Below are 22342 nucleotides of genomic sequence, written 5' to 3' on the forward strand. Positions count from 1 at the left end.
TACGTTTCTCTCGTTGGCTCGAAGGATTATTGTATGGCTCATTAAACAACACAGAATGCCATACGATTCATTTCAAACCATCATTTTAAAGACTTTATATGAATAAGAAAATACAACTTGCAGGGCTTGCGCTGCTCTTTACTCCAACGGCTTTCGCACAACAGACGGCCATTGATTCCACCACAACAACCCCTATTGACACAACTGCAACACTGAAAGAACAAACGCTTTCAAACGTGACGGTAACAGCAAGGGCAGCGACTGTGCGCACATTGGCGGGCGCTATCAACGGAAAGGATATTCTACGTGATGAACTCTTCAAAGCTGCATGCTGCAACCTTGGAGAGAGTTTCGTCAACAACCCTTCAGTAGATGTCAACTACTCAGATGCCACTACTGGAGCAAAACAAGTGAAGTTACTCGGATTGAGTGGCACCTATGTTCAAATGCTAACAGAGAACCTCCCTAACTTTCGCGGTGCTGCCTTACCTTACGGATTGGGCTATGTACCAGGCAACTGGATGAAGAGTATGCAGGTGAGCAAGGGTAACTCTTCAGTGAAGAACGGCTATGAAGCCATGACTGGACAGATTAACGTCGAATACGTCAAACCTGAGGATGAGACGGGCATGAGCGTTAATCTATACGGAAGTACTATGGGGAAGTTCGAAGCCAATGCGGATGGTAACATTCATATCAATGGTAACAAGAACCTTAGTACGGAACTTCTTGCACACTTCGAGAATAATTGGAGTAGGCATGATGGTAATGGGGATGGATTCCAAGACGACCCTCAAGTGAGACAATATAACCTACAGAACCGATGGTACTGGAAGACGGGCAACTACATGCTCCACGCTGGTTTGTCACTATTAAAAGAGGATAGAATGAGCGGACAGGTTAGTCATCACGCATCCTTAATGCCAGCTATGACTACACCTTATCGCATCAACATCGCAACTGACCGCTATGAGGCTTACATGAAGCACGCTCTCATTCTCAATCCTGAGCACGGCACGAACATCGCCTTAATGGGTAACGTTTCCATGCACAAGCAGGATGCGCAATATGGTATTAAGCAATACTTCGTCAACGAAAAGAATGCTTATGCCTCATTGATATTCGAGACGAACTTCACACCAGAGCATAATCTATCGGCTGGATTGAGCCTCAATCACGACTATCTGCACCAGCAACTGACACTCCCAACAGGCTATAACCCGTCTGACTATGGCAACCTCTATCCTATGACGAGGGGCATTGAGAGTGAGACAACACCTGGTGCTTATGCGCAATACACCTATAACTTGAATGGTAAACTCATCGCTATGGCGGGCTTACGCATTGACCATAGTAATATATATGGCACCTTCTTCACGCCAAGATTCCATCTGAAGTGGGTTCCAGCGAGCTTCCTTACAATGCGTCTATCGGCTGGTAAGGGCTATCGAAGCCCTCACGCTTTGGCTGAAAACAATTTCCTCATGGCATCAGGACGCCGCCTTATCATAGACAACCTCAAGCAGGAGGCTGCATGGAACTATGGGGCAAGCCTAAGCTTCACCTTCCCTATCAACAACAAGTTACTCAAGTTGAATACGGAATATTATTACACGCACTTCATCTCACAAACGCTTGTTGATTACGATACCAACCCACAGGAGCTGCACATCACCAATCTCAATGGCAAAAGTTTCTCACACACCTTCCAGGTGGATGCCTCTTATGAGTTATTCAAAGGGCTCGACCTCACAGCCGCTTATCGTTATAACCTCGTCAAAGCGACTTACAACAATCGACTGATGTGGAAACCGCTGCAAAGCAGATACAAGGCTTTGCTCACCGCAAGCTATAAGACGCCGCTAGGTTTGTGGCAGTTCGATGCTACATTAGCACTCAATGGCGGTGGACGAATGCCCGAACCTTACACCTCACCAGTGACAGGCAACCTATCATGGGAGCGCACCTACAAGGCTTACGGGCAGGTGAATGCACAGATAACACGCCACTTCCGTCACTTCTCGGTCTATGTTGGTGGCGAGAACCTAACCAACTTCAAGCAGAAGAACCCTATCATCGGATATGACAATCCATGGTCGAACACCTTCGAACCAACGATGGTCTATGGTCCTATCCAAGGTGCGATGGCATACGTGGGCTTACGTCTTAACTTAGGAAAGCGACTACAATAAGAGTCAAACATATCAATTACTAAATATAAAATATAGGATTATGAAAAAGTCAATCATCACTTTGGTGCTTCTCATGGTAGCCATGATTGCATCAGCAAAAGAGCTCAAGACTGTTATTTTCACTACGACTCCTCAAATGCACTGCGCCAACTGCGAGAACAAAGTAAAGGGGAATCTCCGCTTTGAAAAAGGCGTGAAAGAGATCAAGACAAGCACCGAAGAGCAGAAAGTTTATATCACTTATGATGCCAAGAAAACGGATGAAGCGAAGTTGCAAAAGGCTTTCGAGAAGTTCGGTTATAAGGCTGTGAAGACTACAAAGGACGCTAAGATTCCTGTACATGAGGGCGAAGAGTGTGACAACATGTAAGTCTCAGCAGCATTACCCAAGACTGAGACTGTGCGTTCCATATACTGAAACTGTGTGTCTCAAAGGCGTGAGACTGTGTGTATCACGTACGTGAGACGCTGTGTCTCAGACGTATGATACAATGAGTTTCATGGGCTGAGACTGAAAGAGGTCATAGGTAACAGGACTAAAAAAGGGGTGCATCAATAATCCTAACGGACATTTGATGCACCCTTATCATTGCGGAATAAGAAGGTTCGTCGTTATGCCTTCTTCATCCGAAGGGCTAATTGGAAGATGGACGGGATGAGTATGCAAAGCGAAAAAAACAGTCCGCCATACATCATTCGCTCACTTCCATGGAAGAAGTCGATGAGCTTTCCGTCGCTCATCTGTGGCATTAAATGGAACATCACATAGGCTACTGTGTTGTTCATCCAATGCAACATAAGCCCTGGCAGAATGCTCTTTGTGCGATAATACATCCATCCAAGTACCAAACCGAGCAAGAAGGCGTGGACGCCCTGCGCCAGGTTGAAGTGGATGAAACCAAAGACGAGAGCCGAGAGGATGATAGCTATCCAGTGACTCTTACTGCCCGTTGCATTCAGAAGTACACGGAGTACACCACCACGAAAGACTACCTCCTCTGCCAATGGTGCCATGATACCTAAGGCGATATATCCCCATGATGTCTCCATAATGCTTTGGAACATTGTTTCCGTTTGTTCGGGCATGGTGAGATTAATCTTCTCTGCTATGAACTCCATCGGGAGGATAGAACCTAAAGCAAGCAAAGCTGCCCAAAGGAGAACGCCCCACGGACGTGACTTGAGATAGATGTTAGATACTGGTGCCCACTTTGTACGAGTGAACAGGAGGAGGGTTAACAAACTACTAATCACTGATGAGAGAGCTATCGAAGTACCATCTTTGGCACCATTCATCGTGGTTAAGAAGGGAGTTCCATTAATGAATGAAACTGTAAGATTGGTAATTACTAATGCAATAACTTGCAACACGATGAAGAGTGCTACGAATAATATAGTATAAAGAACGGCTGTCCATAATTCTCTTGACTTCATATTCTTCCTTGTTTATTATTGTTCTACTATGTTATCAACCATCGGATGACGCCTATCGAAGAGTTCGTTGATGGTATGTTTGTCTTGTTCGAGCTGTTGGGATAGGGCTTCGAGGGAATCGAACTTACGCTCATCTCGTATCTTACTGATGAATCGGATAGAGACATCTTGCCCATAGAGATTGCCCTCGAAATTGAAGATGTTTACTTCTAAAGTCTCTTTCGTTCCATCGAATGTGGGGCGTTTACCGATATTCATCATCCCACGCTTCCATACGAGGGAGTGGTCTAATTGAACCATGACAGCATATACGCCACGCATAGGTAGGAGCTGTTGGCAAGCGTTGATATCGAGGTTGGCAGTGGGAAAACCTAACTTGTGACCGTTCTGGAAGCCGCTCACAATCTTGCTAGAGATGGTGTAATCGTAACCTAAATAGTGATTGGCACGCACGATATCACCTTCTTTTATATACGTCCTTATCTGTGACGAACTAATCTTCTCACCATCGGGAAGGTAGGCATTATTGTGTATGACCTCTATTCCTAACTGCTCGCCGTATCGTTTATAATCATCGAATCCCTCCGAACGATTATGCCCGAAACGATTGTCGTAACCGATAAACAGCTTGCGTACATTCAGTTGATTGCGTAAGACATCCTCCATAAACTCGCGTGCAGATAAGTCTGCCAATGCGACATCAAAGTGTAACACGATGACTTTATCAATGCCTGTCTTTGATAATAACAGCAGTTTCTCATTAAGTGATGATAGCAATTCTGGTCGGCTATTAACATCCTCTTCCTTCCCCAATGATGCCTTCAACACTTGCCGAGGATGCTCATCAAACGTTATTACAGCGGACACCATCCCTACCCGATGCGCCTCTTCAACCACATTCCTTATCAGATACTGATGCCCACGATGCACACCATCAAAGAAGCCGATAGTAGCTACCAGCTCTCCTATCTCAACCTTCTCTCCTTGCTTTATATATATCGTTTCCAATTTCCTTATACACTATTTACCATCCTTCCAACAGTTATCTGTCCTCCTTCTCCCCTCTTCCATCTCTTCAAACAATCCTCCTCAACAGCACTATTATCTTACCTCTCTTTCGCTCCTTTCACTCTTTACACTCCTTGACAAAGCCCCTTGCTCTCCTTAGCAAAGCTCCTTGCAAAGTTACTTAGAAACCACCAATTAAGACAACAGGTTATGTTCTCAAGTGAATCAAAGTCCCTTGCAAAGTTACTTAGAAAGCACCACAAACGCACTTCACTACTTCTCAAAATGTGTTAAAACTGTCATTTTCTTTCTTCTCCATTCTCCTATTTCCATTTATTTCATTACCTTTGCACCCGTATCAAACACATCTCGGACTTGTAGCTCAGTTGGTTAGAGCAACAGACTCATAATCTGGAGGTCCCTGGTTCAAGCCCAGGCTGGTCCACAACAACCAATCAGCAACTTAGAACTAACATCTAAGTTGCTGATTTTTCTTTTATAAGCTCTACCGAAAAATACATTCTTCAAGACTAAAAACAATCATGTTTACGTGCCAAGCCTATGATTATAAAAGAGTAGGAATAGTCTATCTCTAACTGCAAACTAACGTATATAATGAAAGAAGGAAATACACAAAAACAAAAAAGAGATAGATGACTCTATCTCTCTAAGCGTTGGGATACCCGGATTCGAACCAGGAATGACAGGACCAGAATCTGTAGTGTTACCATTACACCATATCCCATTAATAGCTAACTCATTGCTGAATTGCGGTTGCAAAGGTAGTGTTTTTTATTTAAACAACAAAACTTCTCTAGACTTTTTTATCGAAAAGAAGCAATTTAAGAAATACATTATATGAATTGACGGAAGGACATATGCGAGGCATAAATCAAATTAGTACTCATCTTATTAAAACTTTTGTCTACTCTTCACCTTACTTATATCCGCTTAACAAGTCATATAACAAGCCCATACCACCTATAATTATAGGTGCGCGGGGGAAGGTGAAAACAAAAAGAGATGGAACCTTGCCCATATTGTGCGAAGCCCCATCTCTCTTCTTAAAAACTATGTTTCCTTTACATATGAAATCTTACGGTCGCACGATGTTATCGTAATTATACTTGTCATTAACTATGCGCTTCCCACAAACATAATCCTTACTCAAGATGTCGTGCTTAGCAGAATAATATGGAGAAGAGGTTAAACCTCCAAGGTCAAAGAGCATTTGACAGATATCATCGGTCATAAAAGGTTTAGAAATCGATGCTTTTATTTGCTGCACCTTGTTAGGGTATTTCTTCTTAAAAACATCAGAGAACCAAGCAATCATAGGTACACTATACTGGTAATAAAGCATATTTTTCAAGTCATCACTGCCCTTTCTCCCAGCACTAGCCCTATAATCATAGACTTCTTCACCATGGTCAGAAACATAGATAACCACTGCATTTCTATGAGCATATAGACTGATTATCTGCTTCATCACATAGTCGTTATATAATGTAGCATTATCATATTCAGCAATACTCTTCCTCATCTCCTCTGTCATCCATGGTTCCTTCCGCCTAATACTATCAGCAGAGAAATGGTTAAATTGCCTATCAGCAGGATAACGCTTAACAGCTTCTATATGCTGTCCCATGAGATGGAAGATAGTCAGAGCATGGCTATGTTGCTCCTGAAAATCACGTTTATATCTATTAACTAATTGTCCATCATACTCAAAAGAATTATTGTTTGTCCTATCATAGCATACTTTCAAGACACGTGGTGCATAAAGATAACTGTTCAAAGCAAAGGTGAATGTTGCTCCAAAAGCAAAGGTTCTTTGATTATCATACATACTGACAAAATAGCCGGCTCGCTTGAATACGGCTGTTAATGGTGGGCATTCGCTCCATCGAACACCATCTTCAAGACTATTCGTACTTATCAGATTGCGCATTACCTTGGTTGTAAAATTATATGGAGAGACAGCATTTGTGAATGCAACTAACCGTCCCGCTTTCTTCTCATGTAATAAGAAAGGAGTAGTATTAAGTCCATATCCATACACAGAAGCATGATCTTTTATATACGATTCACCGATTACAAAGACGATATTCAACGAATCCTTTGCTTCAACATCACTCTTTGTTGACTTCACATTCTCCGCTAATAGTGCTGTTCCTTCCATTTCTTTCTTAGCCAGATGTGAATCATAAAGAGCCACAACCACCCTTGTCAGCGCATCGCTGGGGTAACTCATGTGTAGATTCCAAACTGAGACGTCATCTGGATTCTTGCACTGGAAGAGACCTATATAACAATAGGAACCAATCACACCAACAGTGAGCATTATCCCAGAAAACACTGACAATATACGGAAAGGACGTTTTCTTTCTAAATATAATGTACCTTTCGACCTCTTCTTCTCAGCTATTACAACAAGTACAACAAAGACCACTGTCAATGCTGGAATAACCCATGCTGTACTCGTATGCAGCAATGAATGTAAGAACTCCGAGCTCTCTTCTGCATTCGTCTCAGCTAGTAGCATCAATACGCTGGGGGATATTTCTAAGTCATAGTTAACCTTCAATGAGGCATTAATAAAGAATAAGATGAAAGCTACAATATAGATCAGCACTTTCACCCACGAGCGTTTAGTCCATGTGACGATAACGGTCGCGATATAAGCATGCAAGTAGATTACGAAAGCACGCGCATAGATATTCTGAGTTATAGAACTCCATCCTATCAATACGATATAACTGATAAATAAAGGCCATTGAGTAGTGATTGGCACTACCCAACGGCATGAAGAGATGTAATTTCTAATCTTTCGTATGAGATTCATAACATGATTCTGTATTGCTATTAACGCTTTGCCATATCGTGATACAGGGTCTGCAAAATGGCTTTACCTATGTTTATGCGTCGCTTGTCATTCCCATAAATAGCCCGTTTACTTACGTTGTCATAGACAGTACAGCCCGTTGAATCACAGAAATTGAAGCCATTATTAAAGGTATTGAAGCCAAACGGATAACGATAAGTATTACCCATTACATCACGACTGAAGGTAAAGTCCTCATGAGGAATCCCCATCTGACCTAAGACTGTAGCAGGGAGATCGGTCTGACTTATCAGTTTATGGATACGCTGAGGATGCTTAATAGCACCGCCCATCATCAAGAATGGAATGTAAGGGAACTTCGGTGAAGCAATCTCACGCCAGTTAAATCCATGGTCAGCAACCACTACGATGAGTAGATTCTTCCATGCTGGAGTCTTCTTCAACTTATCTATGAATGTTCCAAAGCACTGATCCGTATATGCGAAAGCATTGTATTTCTTATCCTTCAAACGGTGATAAGGCACATCAAACGGGTTGTGAGAACTGATGGTTAAGAAGGTCGTGTACCATGGACCAGACTTCTCCTTATCACGACGAACAATGTCATTATACAACCAGTTAAAGGTTACATGGTCTGGTACTCCCCACTTAGTTGTTCTGTCAGAAGCGGGGAAGTCATCCTCTGTCACTAACTTGTCATGCCCCGAATCAAGGAAGTATTCAGACATATTAAAGAATGACACGTCGCCTCCATAGAGTGCTTGTGTCTGATAGCCATACTTCTTCAGGGTCTTTGGTAAGCCTGGCAAATGTTTAATCTTATGTGTAAAACGCATGATACTTGTCGTTGGTTGCCCCAAATAACCACTCACTGCACACACAATACCACGGTCTGTTCGGAAGCTACCACAATAACAACTATCGAAGACAACACTCTCTGGTAAGAGGCGATTAATGTTTACCCCAACATCTTTCATACCTCCTAAGCCTTCGATGAAACATGAGCCAAAGCCCTCAAGAACCACTACTAATACATTAGGACGTGATGTTTTGATGAGCTTCTCCGTGCTATCGGCCTTTGTTGGAAATAGACCCTCATATAGCTTAGCTCGCGTTTTCTCATCGAAAGCATCAAATTCCTTGTAGTCGTCCTCCTCCTTCTGAAGACTGTACATAAGGTTGAAGATTGGATTCAAAGCTGCATGATTATAGAATGTGACATTGCTATAAAACGCACGACCTGGCGTATTTGGCCATATTCTTAAACCACGAATCATAGCAAACAAGGCTCCTCCTATCACAACAAATAGGACACCACGCAACCATGGATTTGTCTTTATCTTTCCTAATTGTACTTTCCATAAAGGCCATGCAAGTAGGACGTATGAGATAGCAGATAGTACGATCCAACCGAGCAGACGTACAAGCAGATATCCTACTGACACACTCGCAAAAGCATCCTTTGGGTCATTAAGATAAAAGAACGCCATCCGATCGAGCTTAAACTCCCAAAACTCATACAACGAAGCATCGGCTAACGCGCCCAATGTCAGTAATATGGAGATAATGACGAGATAGATGTTTAAACTCTTCTTAATAGGGAACTTCGCCCATACCCATTTGATACCAAAGAGCAAAAGAGGTATTGCCATCATATAACCCACCGTTGCCATATCAATGGCAAAACCATGTACATAAATCTCCAAGATGTCATGGAATGATGGAGATAACTTTCCGAAGCCATGGTTATAAATGAGGAATAACGGCTTCTGAATACCTAAGAAAAACAAAGTAAAGGCTATAAACAGCCACAATAATATTGAAAGATCTTTCTTCATAATCATTTTTTCAGTCTATCTAATAGATGTTCTTATCTTTATCTATACGTTATATCACTTCTTATCGTTCGTCCTTATCACATTCTTCAACTTATCTACAACTTGCGATGGGGTTAATGTCGTCATGCAATGGTAATCACCTTTTGCACACTCATCTGTCCCCGCTATCGTACAAGGTTGGCAATCACAATGTGTCAACAAAGCGTCACCTTCTTGCTGCCACCAGCCTAAGAAGCCACAAGCGGGAGCTGTTCCGCCCCATATACTCACGACACGCACGCCTGCAAGAGAGGCTAAGTGCATATTGGCAGAGTCCATAGACACCATCACATCAAGCCATGCCATCAGTGCCAATTCCTCGTGTAATTGCAATGAACCAGCGATACATCTGACGTTAGCCAACTCTTTTGTCCATGACTCTAAAGTTACTTTTTCTTCTCCCCTACCGCCGAATAAGAACACTCTCACGTTCTCCGTCTGATTCAACAAGGCAATAACTTCTTGCATCTGACTGGCTGGATAGGTCTTATTCTTATATCTTGCAAAAGGTGCAATACCTATCCAATGTTCGTTCTCCGGCTTTGTTAATTGTAGAGGTAAGGTTGGTTTCTTATCGAACAAGCCATCGAACTGAGGTTCACAAGGTAGTCCTAATCGTCTAAAAACATCGAAGTATCGTGCTGTAAACTTACTCTCCGTGTACTTATGTTGATGTGTTATTGCATGTCGTTCACTACGTTTCTTGTCAAGCATTGCCACTCGCACGCCTCGCAAAAGATAGCGTAAATCAATCTTCCAAGAGCGCATCACGTTGTGTAAATCGGCTACAGCGTCAAACTTCAAGCCCTTAATTGGCTCTAAGACAGCCTTTCTGTCCTTCACTGGACACAGTGTTATATTCTCTGGAACATGGATGAAGAGCTTGGCACAAAAAGCCATCGTCAACACATAGAAACGATGTTGTGGATAGGTTTTAGCCACACTATAGATAGCAGGGATAGTCATTGCAACATCCCCCAATGCTGATAGTCTTATGACAAGGATACGCTTGTTTTCTTTATTTGCCATACCTATTATATATGTCAATCACCTGTTGGGCAACCTTCTTTCCATCGAACTTCTTGACGTATTCCAAGCCTTCACAGATAGCCTGCTCACGCTGGTCACCACCCGGCAACATGCGCTTTATAGCCTCAGCAAACGCCTTCGGATCATCTGGACTCACGTATAGACTACCCTTACCACCAGCTTCTTCCAAACAACTTCCCATCGCTGCGACAACAGGGAGACCAGCTTCCATTGCCTCAATGATAGGTATTCCGAACCCTTCATAACGGCTCGGATAACCAAAGACAGCTGCCGAATGGTATAGAGCATGCAATGTTTCATCATCAATACCGGACAGGAGATGAACCCTATCAGCGACTCCAAGTTCCATAGCTTTCGCCTCTATTCGATCGGCATAAGGGGTTCTTCTACCCACGATAACCGCATCAACACCTTCCAAATAAGGTAAGGCTTCCACTATCTCAAGGGCGTTTTTGCGCTCTTCTATTGTACCAACAAAGAGGATAAAGTCGTTTGTAAGGTGATACTTCTCCCTTACCTTATGCTTTAAAGACACATCTACAGGAGCTGCAAAACGTGTACTACAACTCTGATAGATTACCGATATTTTCTCTTCGGGCACCTTCCCATACTCTATAATATCTCGTTTTGTACATTCAGAGATGGCTATGATGTGTGTTGCCTCATTGATGGCATTATAGAAACGACGGGTGTAAAGCCATCTATCAATGGGTTTGTACCATTCGGGATGGCGCAGAAAGATAAGGTCATGAACTGTAAGAATGGCAGGAACAACCTTACTAATACCCTTTGGTAACTCTGCATTGAGTCCATGAAAGACATTCACTTCATGCTTACGAATGTCTTTTACCATTCCTTTCAACTGCCACCACCTTTTATATAAAGGGATGGATGAGTTTGTAGGAACCACCAACTCACCTTTTTGAGGTATAGAGATAGCTTTCAAAGCAGGCTTCCCCTCATCTGGAGAAAACAGCAAGAGACGATCGTTGTCAGCTATCAACTCTGACATATTACACACCAATGTCCGACCGTAATTGCCTAATCCCGTGGCATTACGTAATATCTTCCTTGCATCAACCCCTATCTTCATTTAGTATCCTCCTAACCATCTGGAGCCATGCAGCCCCTGTATTATCAATACTGTATGTCTTTGCTTTCTCAATCACACGTAACTGCATTCTCTTCCTGCGTTCATCGTCTTTGGCAAGTGCAACTAACGCTTTGGCGTATGCTTCTTCATCGAATGGCTCTATCAGAACACCTTCCTCTTTGCTTGAGACAACAGCTGTAACTGCTGTGAAACTATTATACAGAATAGGGACAACGCCATTAGCTTGTGCTTCAGCTAAGACCAATGGCCAACCTTCATAAGACGATGTCATACACAAGATGGAAGCCTTGTCATAATACTTCTTTGCCTGATTGGTCGGTCCTTCGAAAGCTATATTCTTCAGTTCAAGCGTTGTTGCCATTGCCCTTAGTGATGCGTCTTCTACACCTCCGCCAACAATCTCCAACTTCCAATCAGGTAGTTGCGGCTGTACGATCTTCCATATTCGTAACAAGCGATCAACACGCTTCTGTATATGAGCAAAGCGCCCCAAATAAAGGATGATATTCTCTTTATCCAAGTTAACATCAGTTGGTAAGGGTACAGAATTGGGTAAGACACATACCTTATTATCAGCTGGTAGATTCAAGTTCTTCGTCAATTGATCTTTAAAAGACTGACAAAGTACACCATAAGCATCCGCCCAGTGATATACTTTCTGGTACTTTCTGTAATAATCCATATCCATTACCTTCTTCCATACCTGTAACAGACTCCTTTTAAAAGGATGTGCTTCACCAATAGCTACGGTAAGCCCCAACAGTTCATGGAACGGTGGATTGTGAAGGACAAAGACCATCTTTACACCTGTCTTTGCCTTCAACCAAGCTGCATAGCGTTGCTTCTGATAAGTCACAAGAATATCCACCTTCTCCCTTAATACGGCATCACGAATAGCCTTGGCAACACGTGGTGACCATAGGATATTACCCTTAGGAAGAGGTTTCACATCGAACAATCGCTGGAAACCCTTCGGATAGTTCTCTTGCAAATGGTTCATAACAAAGACCGTAACAGCGAATCCGTGGGAGCATAACCAGTTGCCCACATCACACGTTACACGCTCTGCTCCACCACAAGGGAAGTCTTTTGAAAGGAATGCAATATGCACTTTCCGTCCATGCCGCTGGTTATCGTTAGTCATCATAGGTCTGTTAAGTCAAAGTACTTTTGTGCTACTGCAAGCTGCGTAGCCAATTCGATTCTTGGATTTTGGAACTGCTTCACCCATTCATGAGCATGTTCTATGATGGTTTCAGCCTCTGATGGATGTGCAATATAGTACTCTATTTTCTCTATCAAGTCCGAGTAGTCAGGTTTTACCTCTATATAATGATAATCTGGAATAAGCCTTCCTTCCATGTACCAAGTCTCATAAATCATAGGTGTAGAGACGGCTACTGAATTAGAGGACATCACCCATTTGAGGTTCGTTGCAACATCCATTCCCTCAATGCAAGCGACAAACTTATAATCTAACTGCTCCTCAATGCTTAGGAAACCCTTGATACTTTCAGGGAAATCTTCGTTTGGCTCGGCTTGAGACTTACCTATATTGCACATGGGATGATCCCAAAACATCTCGCAAAACCTGCGTCTGTGAGGACGAGCATTACACCATGTTGTCCTTGAGACAAGCATGTTCTTCTTTTCTGCAAAAGCCTTTTCGTCATGCACGAAACGGAAGTGTCTATGCTGATCGAGCTTCAGCAAGATCGCATTTACATTGTCTCCTACTATCGGACGGCTCTTTACAAACGCTGGTTGAGACGGCACATGTGTAACATCCCCATGCTCATATCTGAATCTACATGCCGCAGGGAAATACTTCAAGACACTATACTGATCAAAGAAATAAGTAGAGAGACGACTCTTCTTATCGCCAAACTGTTGCTTCTTTAACGGGAACTTATATTGCCCAACAGTAGTTGCTTCATCTATATGAGTATGCTCTTGAAGTTTATTATAGTAGGCAACACGATCCATAACTATCTCTCTTTCATCATAGCTAAGTCCTGCCATGATGGAAGAGAGACGTGGACGATAACATATCCGAGGTACGAATACGTAGTCCAAGATCTTCCCTATTGAATTACCCATAGGTGATTTCCTTTTTATTCCATTTCACCTTTCATAATAGCCTCAACTCCCGCAATGTCTTTGTGGTTGTCTACTGAGAGTGAGCGACAATGGCAGTTGTAGTAATAAATAGGCACATTATTCTCGATAAAGCGGAAGGAATCATTCTCTTCTATCTTCTCTATAGGTCCACGAGGGGTCGTATGATAGAACTCCAAAGCCTTATGATTGAAAGCACCTACACCCACGAACTTATGATAAACATAATCCATATTGCCCTTTGGATATGGAATTGGACTGCGTGAGATAAACAAGCAACGATTGTTATGACCTGTTACTATCTTCAAGTTAGTTGAATCAACGACCTCAACAGGGTTATGGAAATCGGTCATAAGGTTAGACACATACATCTCTCCCTCACCTATGCTTGCAGGGATACACTGCGTGATGTAGTCCTTAGTCAACAATGGTTCATCACCGTTCACCATGACATATAGATCTGCATCAATCTTTGTTGACACCTCATAAAGACGCTCTGTTGCAGTGTCATGATCAGATGCTGTCATAACAACTTTCGCTCCGAACGATTCTGCGAGAGCCTTGATTTTCTCGCTATCTGTTGCTACATACACTTCACTGAATTGCTCTACTTCCTTGCAATGTTCCCACACCCAACGTATCATTGGCTTGCCTAAGATCAATGCAAGAGGCTTTTCAAAAAAGCGCGAAGACTCTGCTCGCGCAGGAATTACACATACGATATTCATTGTATCTATTATTTAGTACTTCTAATGAATGGCGTTCCCTTCCCTGTCAAACTTCCATCTGTTATGCGACCAAAGCCATAGCTCGGGTTGCTTACAAATGTTCGCTTCCATCATGCGGAGGTATTGTAAAGTATAAGGGAACTTCGTTTTATCATCTTGAGGACACACTTCTTTGAATGTCATAACATAGTGACCACGTCGCGGTTTCTCAACATGTAGGAAGAAGTAATGGGCATTTACGTGCTTACCAATCTCTTCTCCTCCCACAGCGAAAGCGGTGTCTTGATGCAGAAACTGCGTCCAGTTATGGAGGTTCTGACTATTCGGACGCTGGTCAGATATGAACCCCACGAGGAATTGCTCATTACTCCGATACTTCCTTAAAAGGAATCGGATGGCTTCTTGCTGTGTAACAAGTGTGGTGTTAAAACGGCTTCGGATGCGTAACATCAGATCGTCCATCACCTTGTCTTTTACAGGTCGATATAACTCACAAGTGAATGCTGGTTGACGATAATAACACGATACTTCCTGTGCCCACTCCCAATTTCCATAATGCCCAAGGAATAGGATTACAGGGCGACCATCAGCCGCTTTACGTTCTACCTCATCACCATTCTTCACCTCAACACGGCGCCTCATCTCTTCATCACTAACGTGCAGGAGTTTTACAGACTCTACTATGACATCTGCCAGATGACGATAGAATTTATTGGTGATAATGCCTACCTCCCTCTGACTTAACTCTGGGAATGACCGACTGATATTACCTGTTATCACTCGTTTCCGATAATGAATAACACGACTCAAGATGAAGTAAATGAAATCACTTATTCGATACAAGCACCAAAAGGGCAGCAAGGCTATACACTTGAGGAGACCGAGGAATATATAATAACGTACTTTTCTCATTGCTCTATGTTTGCACAAACCTTTTGAGTGAAGTTGGCATTTGCTTCTATGAAAGCTGTTGTACGACTCTTCACCTCCATCTGTTCCTTTTCTTCTCTCACCTGATTGAACCAGTGACACAAGCCTTCTGGCGTTGTGACTATCGCTCCTATACCTCGATGAACCATCTCTTTCGGGGTTGTTTTCCGTTCTATTCTTGGACCAAAAGCCACAGGTATACCATAAACAGATGGCTCGATAACACTATGCAGATAAGCTGTGAAACCACCGCCAACGTATGCCCAATTACCATAACGATAGATACGTGAGAGCGAGCCAAGTATATTGACTACCAATACTTGTACATCGGTAAAGTCAGTATCTGCTGTACATTCTGTATATAACAACGATTTTGCTGGTATTTTTTCTTGCACCTCACGAAGTGTCACTGCATCTATCTCATGTGGAACAACAAGGAATTTAACATCTTGTTCGTGCTCAATTAAAGAAGACACAAGCGATAAGTCATTAGCATCGCTCACACTACCAGCCACAAAGACAGGCGTATTGCCAGCACAAAACTTCTCTATTATTGTGTTTTGATAAGGCTCCTTGGCTATGCGAATAGCGTTATCAAACAAAGGATCGCCTATCACTTCTGCATTATTAAAGCCAATCTTTGCAAGAATCTCCTTCGACCGTTCATCCAATACCATGAACTTTGTAAAGGCCTTAAAAGCCCTTCGGATGGGGAAGCCATACCACTTCAGAAGGTAGGAGCTATCAGCTACTAACATTGAAACAAGGTAGGTCGGGATTCCACGGGAACGCAATTCTGACAGGTAATTCATCCAATATTCAGAGATAGCAAAGACCGCCTTCGAAGGTTGTACTATATCTAGAAATTCTCTAACATTGCTTTTCATGTCCAAAGGAAGATAAAAGATATTATCAACCTCATGGCTCTTTTCGTTCTCATTCATCAATGCGATGTAACCAGATGATGAAAAGAACGTGACGACACAACGGCGGTTATCGTTTCTCAATGTCTTGATAATAGGGCGGATAACATTGTATTCTCCATAGGAAGCAGCATGAAACCAAAGTACTTCACGACCATCTTTTACAACCTCACGTCGTATGGTTGAAAGGAGGTTCTGTTGCCCCATTACAAAGCGATAAGCCTTTAGGTGTTTCTCTTGTAACCATCGTTGACACTGCTCACTCTTCCACACTCGGCGAAAGAATGTATTTATCAAGACGAGAACACCATTATATAAAGATGTGAATATGCCTACCACTGCTACCTTAAATGTTTATTCGCTCAACCCGTCAAGAAACCTTTCTTCGATGATTGAAACAAGTATATAGTATATTGCAAAAGTACAAATAAAAAACCGAGAAAGCGTATATATATATCAAAAAAATTATATCTTTGCAGCCAGAAAACTAAAGGATAATGATAAAGAAGATTCTTATGAAGAAATTACTTACACTTTCGATTGCATTAAGTTTAGCAACAAACATGATGGCTGCAGAGCCTAATTCAGATGGACTTGAGAAGGACAAGGCTGTCTACTTGGAGCTTTTAGGAGCCTCAAACATGGTAGGTATCAATTATGATCAGCGTTTCAACGACCATACTAAATGGGGTTGGAGAGCAGGTGTTAGCTTTGCTTTCGGTAACAACTCCAACTTCTTTGGTAACGATGGTAGTATTCGTTATTACTCAGTACCGCTGGAAGTAAACTATCTTCTAGGCTCTCAAAAGAACAACCTTGAGGTAGGTGCTGGTGCAAATGTGGGTATTTACAACTCTCACGATCGTGACATTCAAACCCTTGAAGGTCCTGTCACGCTCACTCCTGACCAACAGGCGCACCTGATAACACAAAAAACTATCAATGGGAAGACGATAACTTTCCTCGGTTATAACACGAGTCACAATCGTTTCGGATACTATTTCTTTGGTAACATTGGTTATCGTCACGTTTCAAACAAGGGCTTCCTCTTCCGTGTGGGTGTGAATCCTTCCTTCACATTGGGTGAGAAGAACGCTATTAAAAAGGCTGTGCTCTATCCTTATCTCGGTTTTGGTTGGGCATTTTAATACCCCACAGAATACAAAAAAAGGCCTCCCCAAGCCCCTCCGAAAGAGGGGATGTGCCTAACGGGAATTGGTTAGGATAAGGGGGAGAATTGCTTAATTCAATATTCAAAACTCATAAGTAAGAAAATAAGAAACGCCTTTCTCCATTGGAGAAGGGCGTTTCTTTCTACTAAGGAGAGGCTCTCTTCATATGGAAGAAACGCCCCCTTTCTTTCGAAGGAGGCATTTCTTATCTTTCGTCTTTTTATCCGCTGCTAACGAAGCAATGCCTCACAACACCCGACTAAACCTTTCCCTCCACACACCAATAGCACTATCTACTCCCCTCTCCATTCGGAGAGGGGTTGGGGGTGAGGCTTTTTTCCTCTTTCAGTGAGGTCGGGTGAGGCTCTCAACGACCATTATCTTACTTCGCAGGAATCTCCTCCAAGGTCTGAACTAACAAGTTCCAGAATGGCTCAGCAGTAGCGATTTCAAAGCGTTCCTTAGCTGTGTGAGGACTACGAATCGTTGGTCCAAGACTGACAACATCCATATTTGGATACTTACCAAGTATGATTGAACACTCTAGACCAGCGTGATCTACCTGTACAATTGCCTCTTCGCCATTTTGTTCCTTATATACTTTTTGCAACAAGCTAAGGATCTCGCTCTGTGGATTTGGGTCCCAGCCGCCATAATGGGCACTAAAGACTGTCTTCATACCAGCCATATTAAAGCAGCTTTCCAATTGTGTTGCGATATACTCTTTCATGTCTTCTCGACTTGAACGAGCAAGGATCTTAATAGAAGCCTTTGTTGGATCGATATTGATAATAGCGAGGTTTGAAGAGGTTTCTACCACATCTGGATAAGAAGGAATCATACGCAAGACACCATTGTGACAAGCATAAATAGCGTCGATGAGGTTATCTTGGATCTCAACCGGTAGAAGAGCTGCAGGCTTCTCTACGTCCTCTACGAAGAATTCGATATTATCAACAACTTCTATACCCTTATACTCGTCCTTGATAGCAGACTTCTGTTTCTCAACGAGTTCCTTAAGTGCAACGACATTAGCTTGTGGTAAGGCTAAGACAACTTCAGCCTTGAAAGGAATGGCATTACGCATATTGCCACCCTGCCAACCAGCTAGGCGAGCATCAAGTTCGGTGATTGCTTTGCGAACAAAACGTACCATCTCCTTATTAGCATTGGCACGTCCTTCATTGATCTCAAGACCAGAGTGACCACCACGAAGCCCTTTTAAAGTAACCTTCACAGCAACCTCTTGATCATTTGCAACCTCTTTATATTCAAGTGTTGATGTAACGTCTACACCGCCAGCAGAGCCTATAACGAACTTACCCCAGGTCTCTGAATCGAGGTTCATGAGGATATCTCCATGCAACTCACCCTCTGGAAGCTCGTTAGCACCAAACATTCCAGTCTCTTCATCACGTGTAATAATAGCTTCAACAGGACCATGTTTCAAGTCCTTATCCTCCATGATTGCCATGATAGCAGCAACTCCGATACCATCATCAGCACCCAATGTCGTGTTGTTCGCATACACCCAACCCTCCTCAATGTGGGTTACGATAGGGTCAGTCTCAAAGTTATGATTACTATCTGGAGCCTTTTGTGGAACCATGTCCATGTGTGCTTGGAGTAGAACTGTCTTACGATTTTCATAGCCAGCAGTGGCTGCCTTGCGCATTACCACATTACCGCCAGCATCGATAAATGCCTCTACTCCCACCTTTGCAGCAAAGTCTAATAAGAACTTCTGCACCTTTTCCATGTACCCAGATGGGCGTGGAATCTGTGTTAAATCATCGAAGTTTCTCCACAAGCCTACTGGTTTAAGATTTCTGATTTCACTCATAATGTTGATATTAAAAGGTTATTACTATAATTGTTGTTTGGCTTATATTATACATTTTCTATTGGTCGGGTGAGTTTGGCAGGACTATCCAATGAAACATAAGGTTTGGTAAAGTTCAATGCTACCCACGCATAAATGCCTAAGAGAATGACCAAAAGTGTTTGGATAGTATGCACTATCAATACAAAATAAAGTGCCTGATTGTCAGCAACACCATAAAGTATTAGCATTGTCTTCACCGCAAAATGCCAAGGTCCAGCACCATTAGGTGTTGGGACGATAACAGCTATCGAACCCACAACAAAGCTCACTAAAGCACAAGAAAGACCGAGATGGGCGGTTGAAGGAAAGCAATAGAACGTTAGGTAATAATGCAAGAAATAACTGCCCCATATCGCTATACTATAGAAGAGGAAGAGCGGGATATTCTTCACCTTCCTTAATGAACTAATGCCTTGCCAAATGCCACTTAGCATTTCTTTCACCTTATTATATATGGAAAGGTGGCGTAACACATAATAGAAAAGGATGAGGGAAGCAACACCACAGATGGCTGTTACAAACCATCCAGTTGCAGAGAACATCCCTAAAAGATCATCAATTCGAGTCCCTGTGCGCGAAAAGAAGTTTGAGAAAACACCAATCTGCATAACAAAGGCAATAGATGTTATAAGAATGACGATGAGCGTATCTACAGCCCGTTCGGTCACTACTGTACCGATAGCCTTTGGGAAAGCAACCTTATCATAACGATTCAAAACACCGCAACGAGCAAACTCTCCGATTCGAGGAATGAGTAAACTAACGGCATAAGAAAGGAAGATTGAATTGACACAAACCGATGAACGAGCATGTTCCCCGATAGGTTCTAGACTCTGCTTCCACCTCCATCCACGGAAAGCCTGCGCCAGAATACCAAAGGGAAGAGAGATAATCATCCACGTCCAATTCATCTCGTGCAAGAGAACATGACTAATGCTAGAGAAGTCGAAACCGCGATACATCCAATACAAGATGGCACTTCCAAGCAAAAGGGGAAGTACTATCTTGATGATCTTATTGAACAGTTTCTTTGTATTCATATATTGAGCAAAGATAAATAAAATGCTTTTAAAAGCAAAATAAAATGCCTATCTTTGTAGGCAAATACGTAAAAATCATGAAATTAGTCAAGCCTAAGAAGAATTTAGGTCAGCACTTTCTAACTGACTTAAGCATTGCTAAACGGATTGCAGATACTGTTGATGCATGCCCAGAGATACCTGTTTTGGAGATAGGACCAGGTATGGGAGTGCTCACGCAGTACCTTGTTGAGAAGCCAAGAGTGGTTAAAGCAGTTGAAATTGATGCTGAGAGTGTTGCGTATCTATATGAACGTTTCCCAAAACTACACGAGAATATCCTTGGAGAGGACTTCCTTCAAATGGACTTGACACAGATATTTGATGGTAAGCAGTTCGTCTTAACAGGTAATTACCCTTATGACATTTCATCGCAGATATTCTTCAAGATGCTTGATTATAAGGACTTGATACCTTGCTGTACGGGGATGATTCAACGAGAAGTTGCGCTCCGCATGGCAGCAGCACCTGGCTCGAAGGCTTATGGGATATTGTCTGTCTTGATTCAAGCATGGTACGATGTGGAATACTTGTTCACGGTGGATGAGAATGTATTTAACCCTCCTCCAAAGGTGAAGAGTGCTGTGATTCGTATGACAAGAAACGATATCACAGACATTGGTTGCGATGAACAATTATTCAAAAGAGTGGTGAAGACTGTTTTTAACCAACGACGGAAAATGTTGCGTGTAAGCCTTCGTCAGATATTTAATAATGGTAAGCCAACGGATGGATTCTATGAGCAAGACATTATGACGAAGCGTCCCGAACAATTATCAATACCGCAGTTTGTGGAACTAACCAATATGGTTGAAGAGCAATTAGCCAACTATCAACAATAGAACGCATGACAAGAAAAGAGCAATATGAGCAATTAATTCCGCAGATTGCAGGCTTGATAAAGGATGAAACAAACCTGGTGGGCATTCTTGCGAATGTTTCGGCTGCATTGCATGAGGCATTTCCTGAACGATTCTTTTGGGTGGGCTTTTATCTTCAAGAGAATGGGAATATGTTGAGACTCGGACCTTTTCAGGGGTCAGTAGCCTGTTACACAATCCCTTATGGTAAGGGTGTTTGTGGCAAAGCATGGGAGGAAGGTCGCACACTAATCGTTCCTAACGTAGAAACATTCCCTGGTCATATTGCTTGCAGCAGTCGTTCTCGAAGCGAAATCGTTGTTCCCATGTATGACTCCCAACGCCATTTTAGGGGTGTGTTAGACATTGATAGCACTCGACTTGATGACTTTAGTGCAGAAGACAAAGATGGTCTGGAACATATCATCCAACTACTGATGGCGGAAATAGAAGACCTCTTTTAGGAAAAGTAAAGTAAATTCTTGTGCATATCCGAATTAATTCCTATTTTTGTAACATCGAATATTTAATACTAAAGATATATGTTAGACGTAAAGCAGACATTAAATGATGCCAGCGAAAGAATGGAGATGGCAGCAATGTATCTTAGCGATGAATTGCAACGCATCCGAGCTGGTCGTGCAAACGTAGCCATACTTGATGGCGTACGAGTTGACTCTTATGGTTCAAAGGTTCCACTGAATCAAGTAGCCTCAGTCATGGTGCCTGATGCACGTACCATTGCTATTAAGCCTTGGGATAAGAAAGCTATTAAGGACATCGAGAAGGCTATCATGGATTCTGATGTGGGTATCACACCTGAGAACAATGGTGAGATGATTCGCTTAAACTTACCTCAACCAACCGAAGAGCGTCGTAGAGACTTGGTGAAACAATGCAATAAAATCGGTGAACGAGCAAAGGTCGAGATTCGCAATGTGCGTTCTGATATCAAAGACAAGCTGAAGAAAGCTATCAAAGATGGTCTATCAGAAGACAACGAAAAGGATGCTGAAGACAGCTTGCAGAAGGTTCACGACAAGTTTATCAAGCAGGTAGATGAGCTTCTAGCAGAGAAACAGAAAGAGATTATGACAGTGTAATTGAAGCCTCACCCCCGCCCCCTC

At 42.6% G+C, this 22342-nt stretch carries 19 protein-coding genes and 2 tRNA genes; 7 read left to right on the forward strand and 14 right to left on the reverse strand.

What is annotated here, in order from left to right:
• The first annotated feature begins 98 nt into the window (after positions 1 to 98).
• Positions 99 to 2192 carry a TonB-dependent receptor plug domain-containing protein gene (locus F0475_RS04455; RefSeq protein WP_155715656.1) on the forward strand — a complete coding sequence of 698 codons (2094 nt, stop codon included), beginning with the start codon at positions 99 to 101 and terminating at the stop codon, positions 2190 to 2192.
• Positions 2193 to 2232: 40 nt separating this feature from the next.
• Positions 2233 to 2562 (forward strand): heavy-metal-associated domain-containing protein, encoded by a 330-nt coding sequence (locus F0475_RS04460; protein WP_009434844.1) that lies wholly within the window; start codon positions 2233 to 2235, stop codon positions 2560 to 2562.
• Between the two features lie 242 nt (positions 2563 to 2804).
• On the opposite strand, the gene F0475_RS04465 is transcribed toward F0475_RS04460, so the two are convergent.
• Together F0475_RS04465 and ribF are read right to left on the reverse strand one after the other, a co-directional pair.
• Positions 2805 to 3626 carry a CPBP family intramembrane glutamic endopeptidase gene (locus tag F0475_RS04465; RefSeq protein ID WP_155715657.1) on the reverse strand — a complete coding sequence of 274 codons (822 nt, stop codon included), beginning with the start codon at positions 3624 to 3626 and terminating at the stop codon, positions 2805 to 2807.
• A gap of 15 nt (positions 3627 to 3641) precedes the next feature.
• Complete coding sequence (ribF, locus tag F0475_RS04470; protein ID WP_155715658.1) at positions 3642 to 4634, reverse strand: riboflavin biosynthesis protein RibF; 993 nt, start codon at positions 4632 to 4634, stop codon at positions 3642 to 3644.
• Between the two features lie 371 nt (positions 4635 to 5005).
• Between ribF and F0475_RS04475 the strand changes: the two genes are divergently transcribed.
• Positions 5006 to 5079, forward strand: a tRNA-Ile gene (locus F0475_RS04475).
• A 229-nt stretch (positions 5080 to 5308) separates the two neighbouring features.
• Here F0475_RS04475 and F0475_RS04480 read toward each other — a convergent pair.
• From F0475_RS04480 to F0475_RS04525, 10 genes are all read right to left on the reverse strand, one after another.
• Positions 5309 to 5379: transfer RNA gene (locus F0475_RS04480), tRNA-Gln, on the reverse strand.
• A 351-nt stretch (positions 5380 to 5730) separates the two neighbouring features.
• A complete protein-coding gene (locus F0475_RS04485) occupies positions 5731 to 7479 on the reverse strand; it encodes a phosphoethanolamine transferase (protein ID WP_155715659.1) in 1749 nt (582 codons plus the stop codon).
• 20 nt (positions 7480 to 7499) lie between these two features.
• Positions 7500 to 9317: an LTA synthase family protein gene (locus tag F0475_RS04490; protein ID WP_155715660.1), complete on the reverse strand. Its 1818-nt coding sequence runs from the start codon at positions 9315 to 9317 to the stop codon at positions 7500 to 7502.
• A 54-nt stretch (positions 9318 to 9371) separates the two neighbouring features.
• Complete coding sequence (locus F0475_RS04495; protein WP_155715661.1) at positions 9372 to 10385, reverse strand: glycosyltransferase family 9 protein; 1014 nt, start codon at positions 10383 to 10385, stop codon at positions 9372 to 9374.
• Entirely contained in the window at positions 10375 to 11499 is a 1125-nt protein-coding gene (locus F0475_RS04500) for a glycosyltransferase family 4 protein (RefSeq protein ID WP_155715662.1), read from the reverse strand. Before F0475_RS04500 ends, F0475_RS04495 begins: the two co-directional genes overlap by 11 nt.
• On the reverse strand, positions 11483 to 12667 hold the full coding sequence (locus F0475_RS04505; protein ID WP_155715663.1) for a glycosyltransferase: 1185 nt from the start codon (positions 12665 to 12667) through the stop codon (positions 11483 to 11485). Before F0475_RS04505 ends, F0475_RS04500 begins: the two co-directional genes overlap by 17 nt.
• Entirely contained in the window at positions 12664 to 13620 is a 957-nt protein-coding gene (locus tag F0475_RS04510) for a glycosyl transferase family 90 (RefSeq protein ID WP_155715664.1), read from the reverse strand. Before F0475_RS04510 ends, F0475_RS04505 begins: the two co-directional genes overlap by 4 nt.
• A gap of 14 nt (positions 13621 to 13634) precedes the next feature.
• Positions 13635 to 14366, reverse strand: a complete 732-nt coding sequence (locus F0475_RS04515) for a 3-deoxy-manno-octulosonate cytidylyltransferase (protein WP_155715665.1) — start codon at positions 14364 to 14366, stop codon at positions 13635 to 13637.
• Between the two features lie 21 nt (positions 14367 to 14387).
• Positions 14388 to 15278, reverse strand: a complete 891-nt coding sequence (locus tag F0475_RS04520; RefSeq protein ID WP_155715666.1) for a lysophospholipid acyltransferase family protein — start codon at positions 15276 to 15278, stop codon at positions 14388 to 14390.
• Entirely contained in the window at positions 15275 to 16558 is a 1284-nt protein-coding gene (locus F0475_RS04525) for a 3-deoxy-D-manno-octulosonic acid transferase (RefSeq protein ID WP_317163178.1), read from the reverse strand. Before F0475_RS04525 ends, F0475_RS04520 begins: the two co-directional genes overlap by 4 nt.
• Before the next feature lie 176 nt (positions 16559 to 16734).
• On the opposite strand from F0475_RS04525, the gene F0475_RS04530 reads away from it, so the two are divergent.
• The gene (locus tag F0475_RS04530) at positions 16735 to 17367 is read left to right on the forward strand and encodes a hypothetical protein (protein WP_199879779.1); all 633 of its coding nucleotides are present in this window, start codon (positions 16735 to 16737) and stop codon (positions 17365 to 17367) included.
• 406 nt (positions 17368 to 17773) lie between these two features.
• Here the strand turns inward: F0475_RS04530 and F0475_RS04535 are convergent, their stop codons facing one another.
• Positions 17774 to 19234: an aminoacyl-histidine dipeptidase gene (locus tag F0475_RS04535; RefSeq protein ID WP_155715668.1), complete on the reverse strand. Its 1461-nt coding sequence runs from the start codon at positions 19232 to 19234 to the stop codon at positions 17774 to 17776.
• Between the two features lie 47 nt (positions 19235 to 19281).
• Positions 19282 to 20316 carry a lysylphosphatidylglycerol synthase transmembrane domain-containing protein gene (locus F0475_RS04540; RefSeq protein WP_155715669.1) on the reverse strand — a complete coding sequence of 345 codons (1035 nt, stop codon included), beginning with the start codon at positions 20314 to 20316 and terminating at the stop codon, positions 19282 to 19284.
• Positions 20317 to 20393: 77 nt separating this feature from the next.
• On the opposite strand from F0475_RS04540, the gene rsmA reads away from it, so the two are divergent.
• The 3 genes from rsmA to frr all read left to right on the forward strand — a co-directional run bounded on the left by rsmA (position 20394) and on the right by frr (position 22318).
• Positions 20394 to 21197: a 16S rRNA (adenine(1518)-N(6)/adenine(1519)-N(6))-dimethyltransferase RsmA gene (gene rsmA / locus F0475_RS04545; protein WP_155715670.1), complete on the forward strand. Its 804-nt coding sequence runs from the start codon at positions 20394 to 20396 to the stop codon at positions 21195 to 21197.
• Between the two features lie 5 nt (positions 21198 to 21202).
• Entirely contained in the window at positions 21203 to 21679 is a 477-nt protein-coding gene (locus tag F0475_RS04550; protein ID WP_155715671.1) for a GAF domain-containing protein, read from the forward strand.
• Positions 21680 to 21757: 78 nt separating this feature from the next.
• A complete protein-coding gene (gene frr, locus F0475_RS04555; protein ID WP_009435748.1) occupies positions 21758 to 22318 on the forward strand; it encodes a ribosome recycling factor in 561 nt (186 codons plus the stop codon).
• The last annotated feature ends 24 nt before the right edge of the window (positions 22319 to 22342 follow it).

The organism is Prevotella vespertina, assembly GCF_009728485.1.
Taxonomy (GTDB): Bacteria; Bacteroidota; Bacteroidia; order Bacteroidales; family Bacteroidaceae; genus Prevotella; species Prevotella vespertina.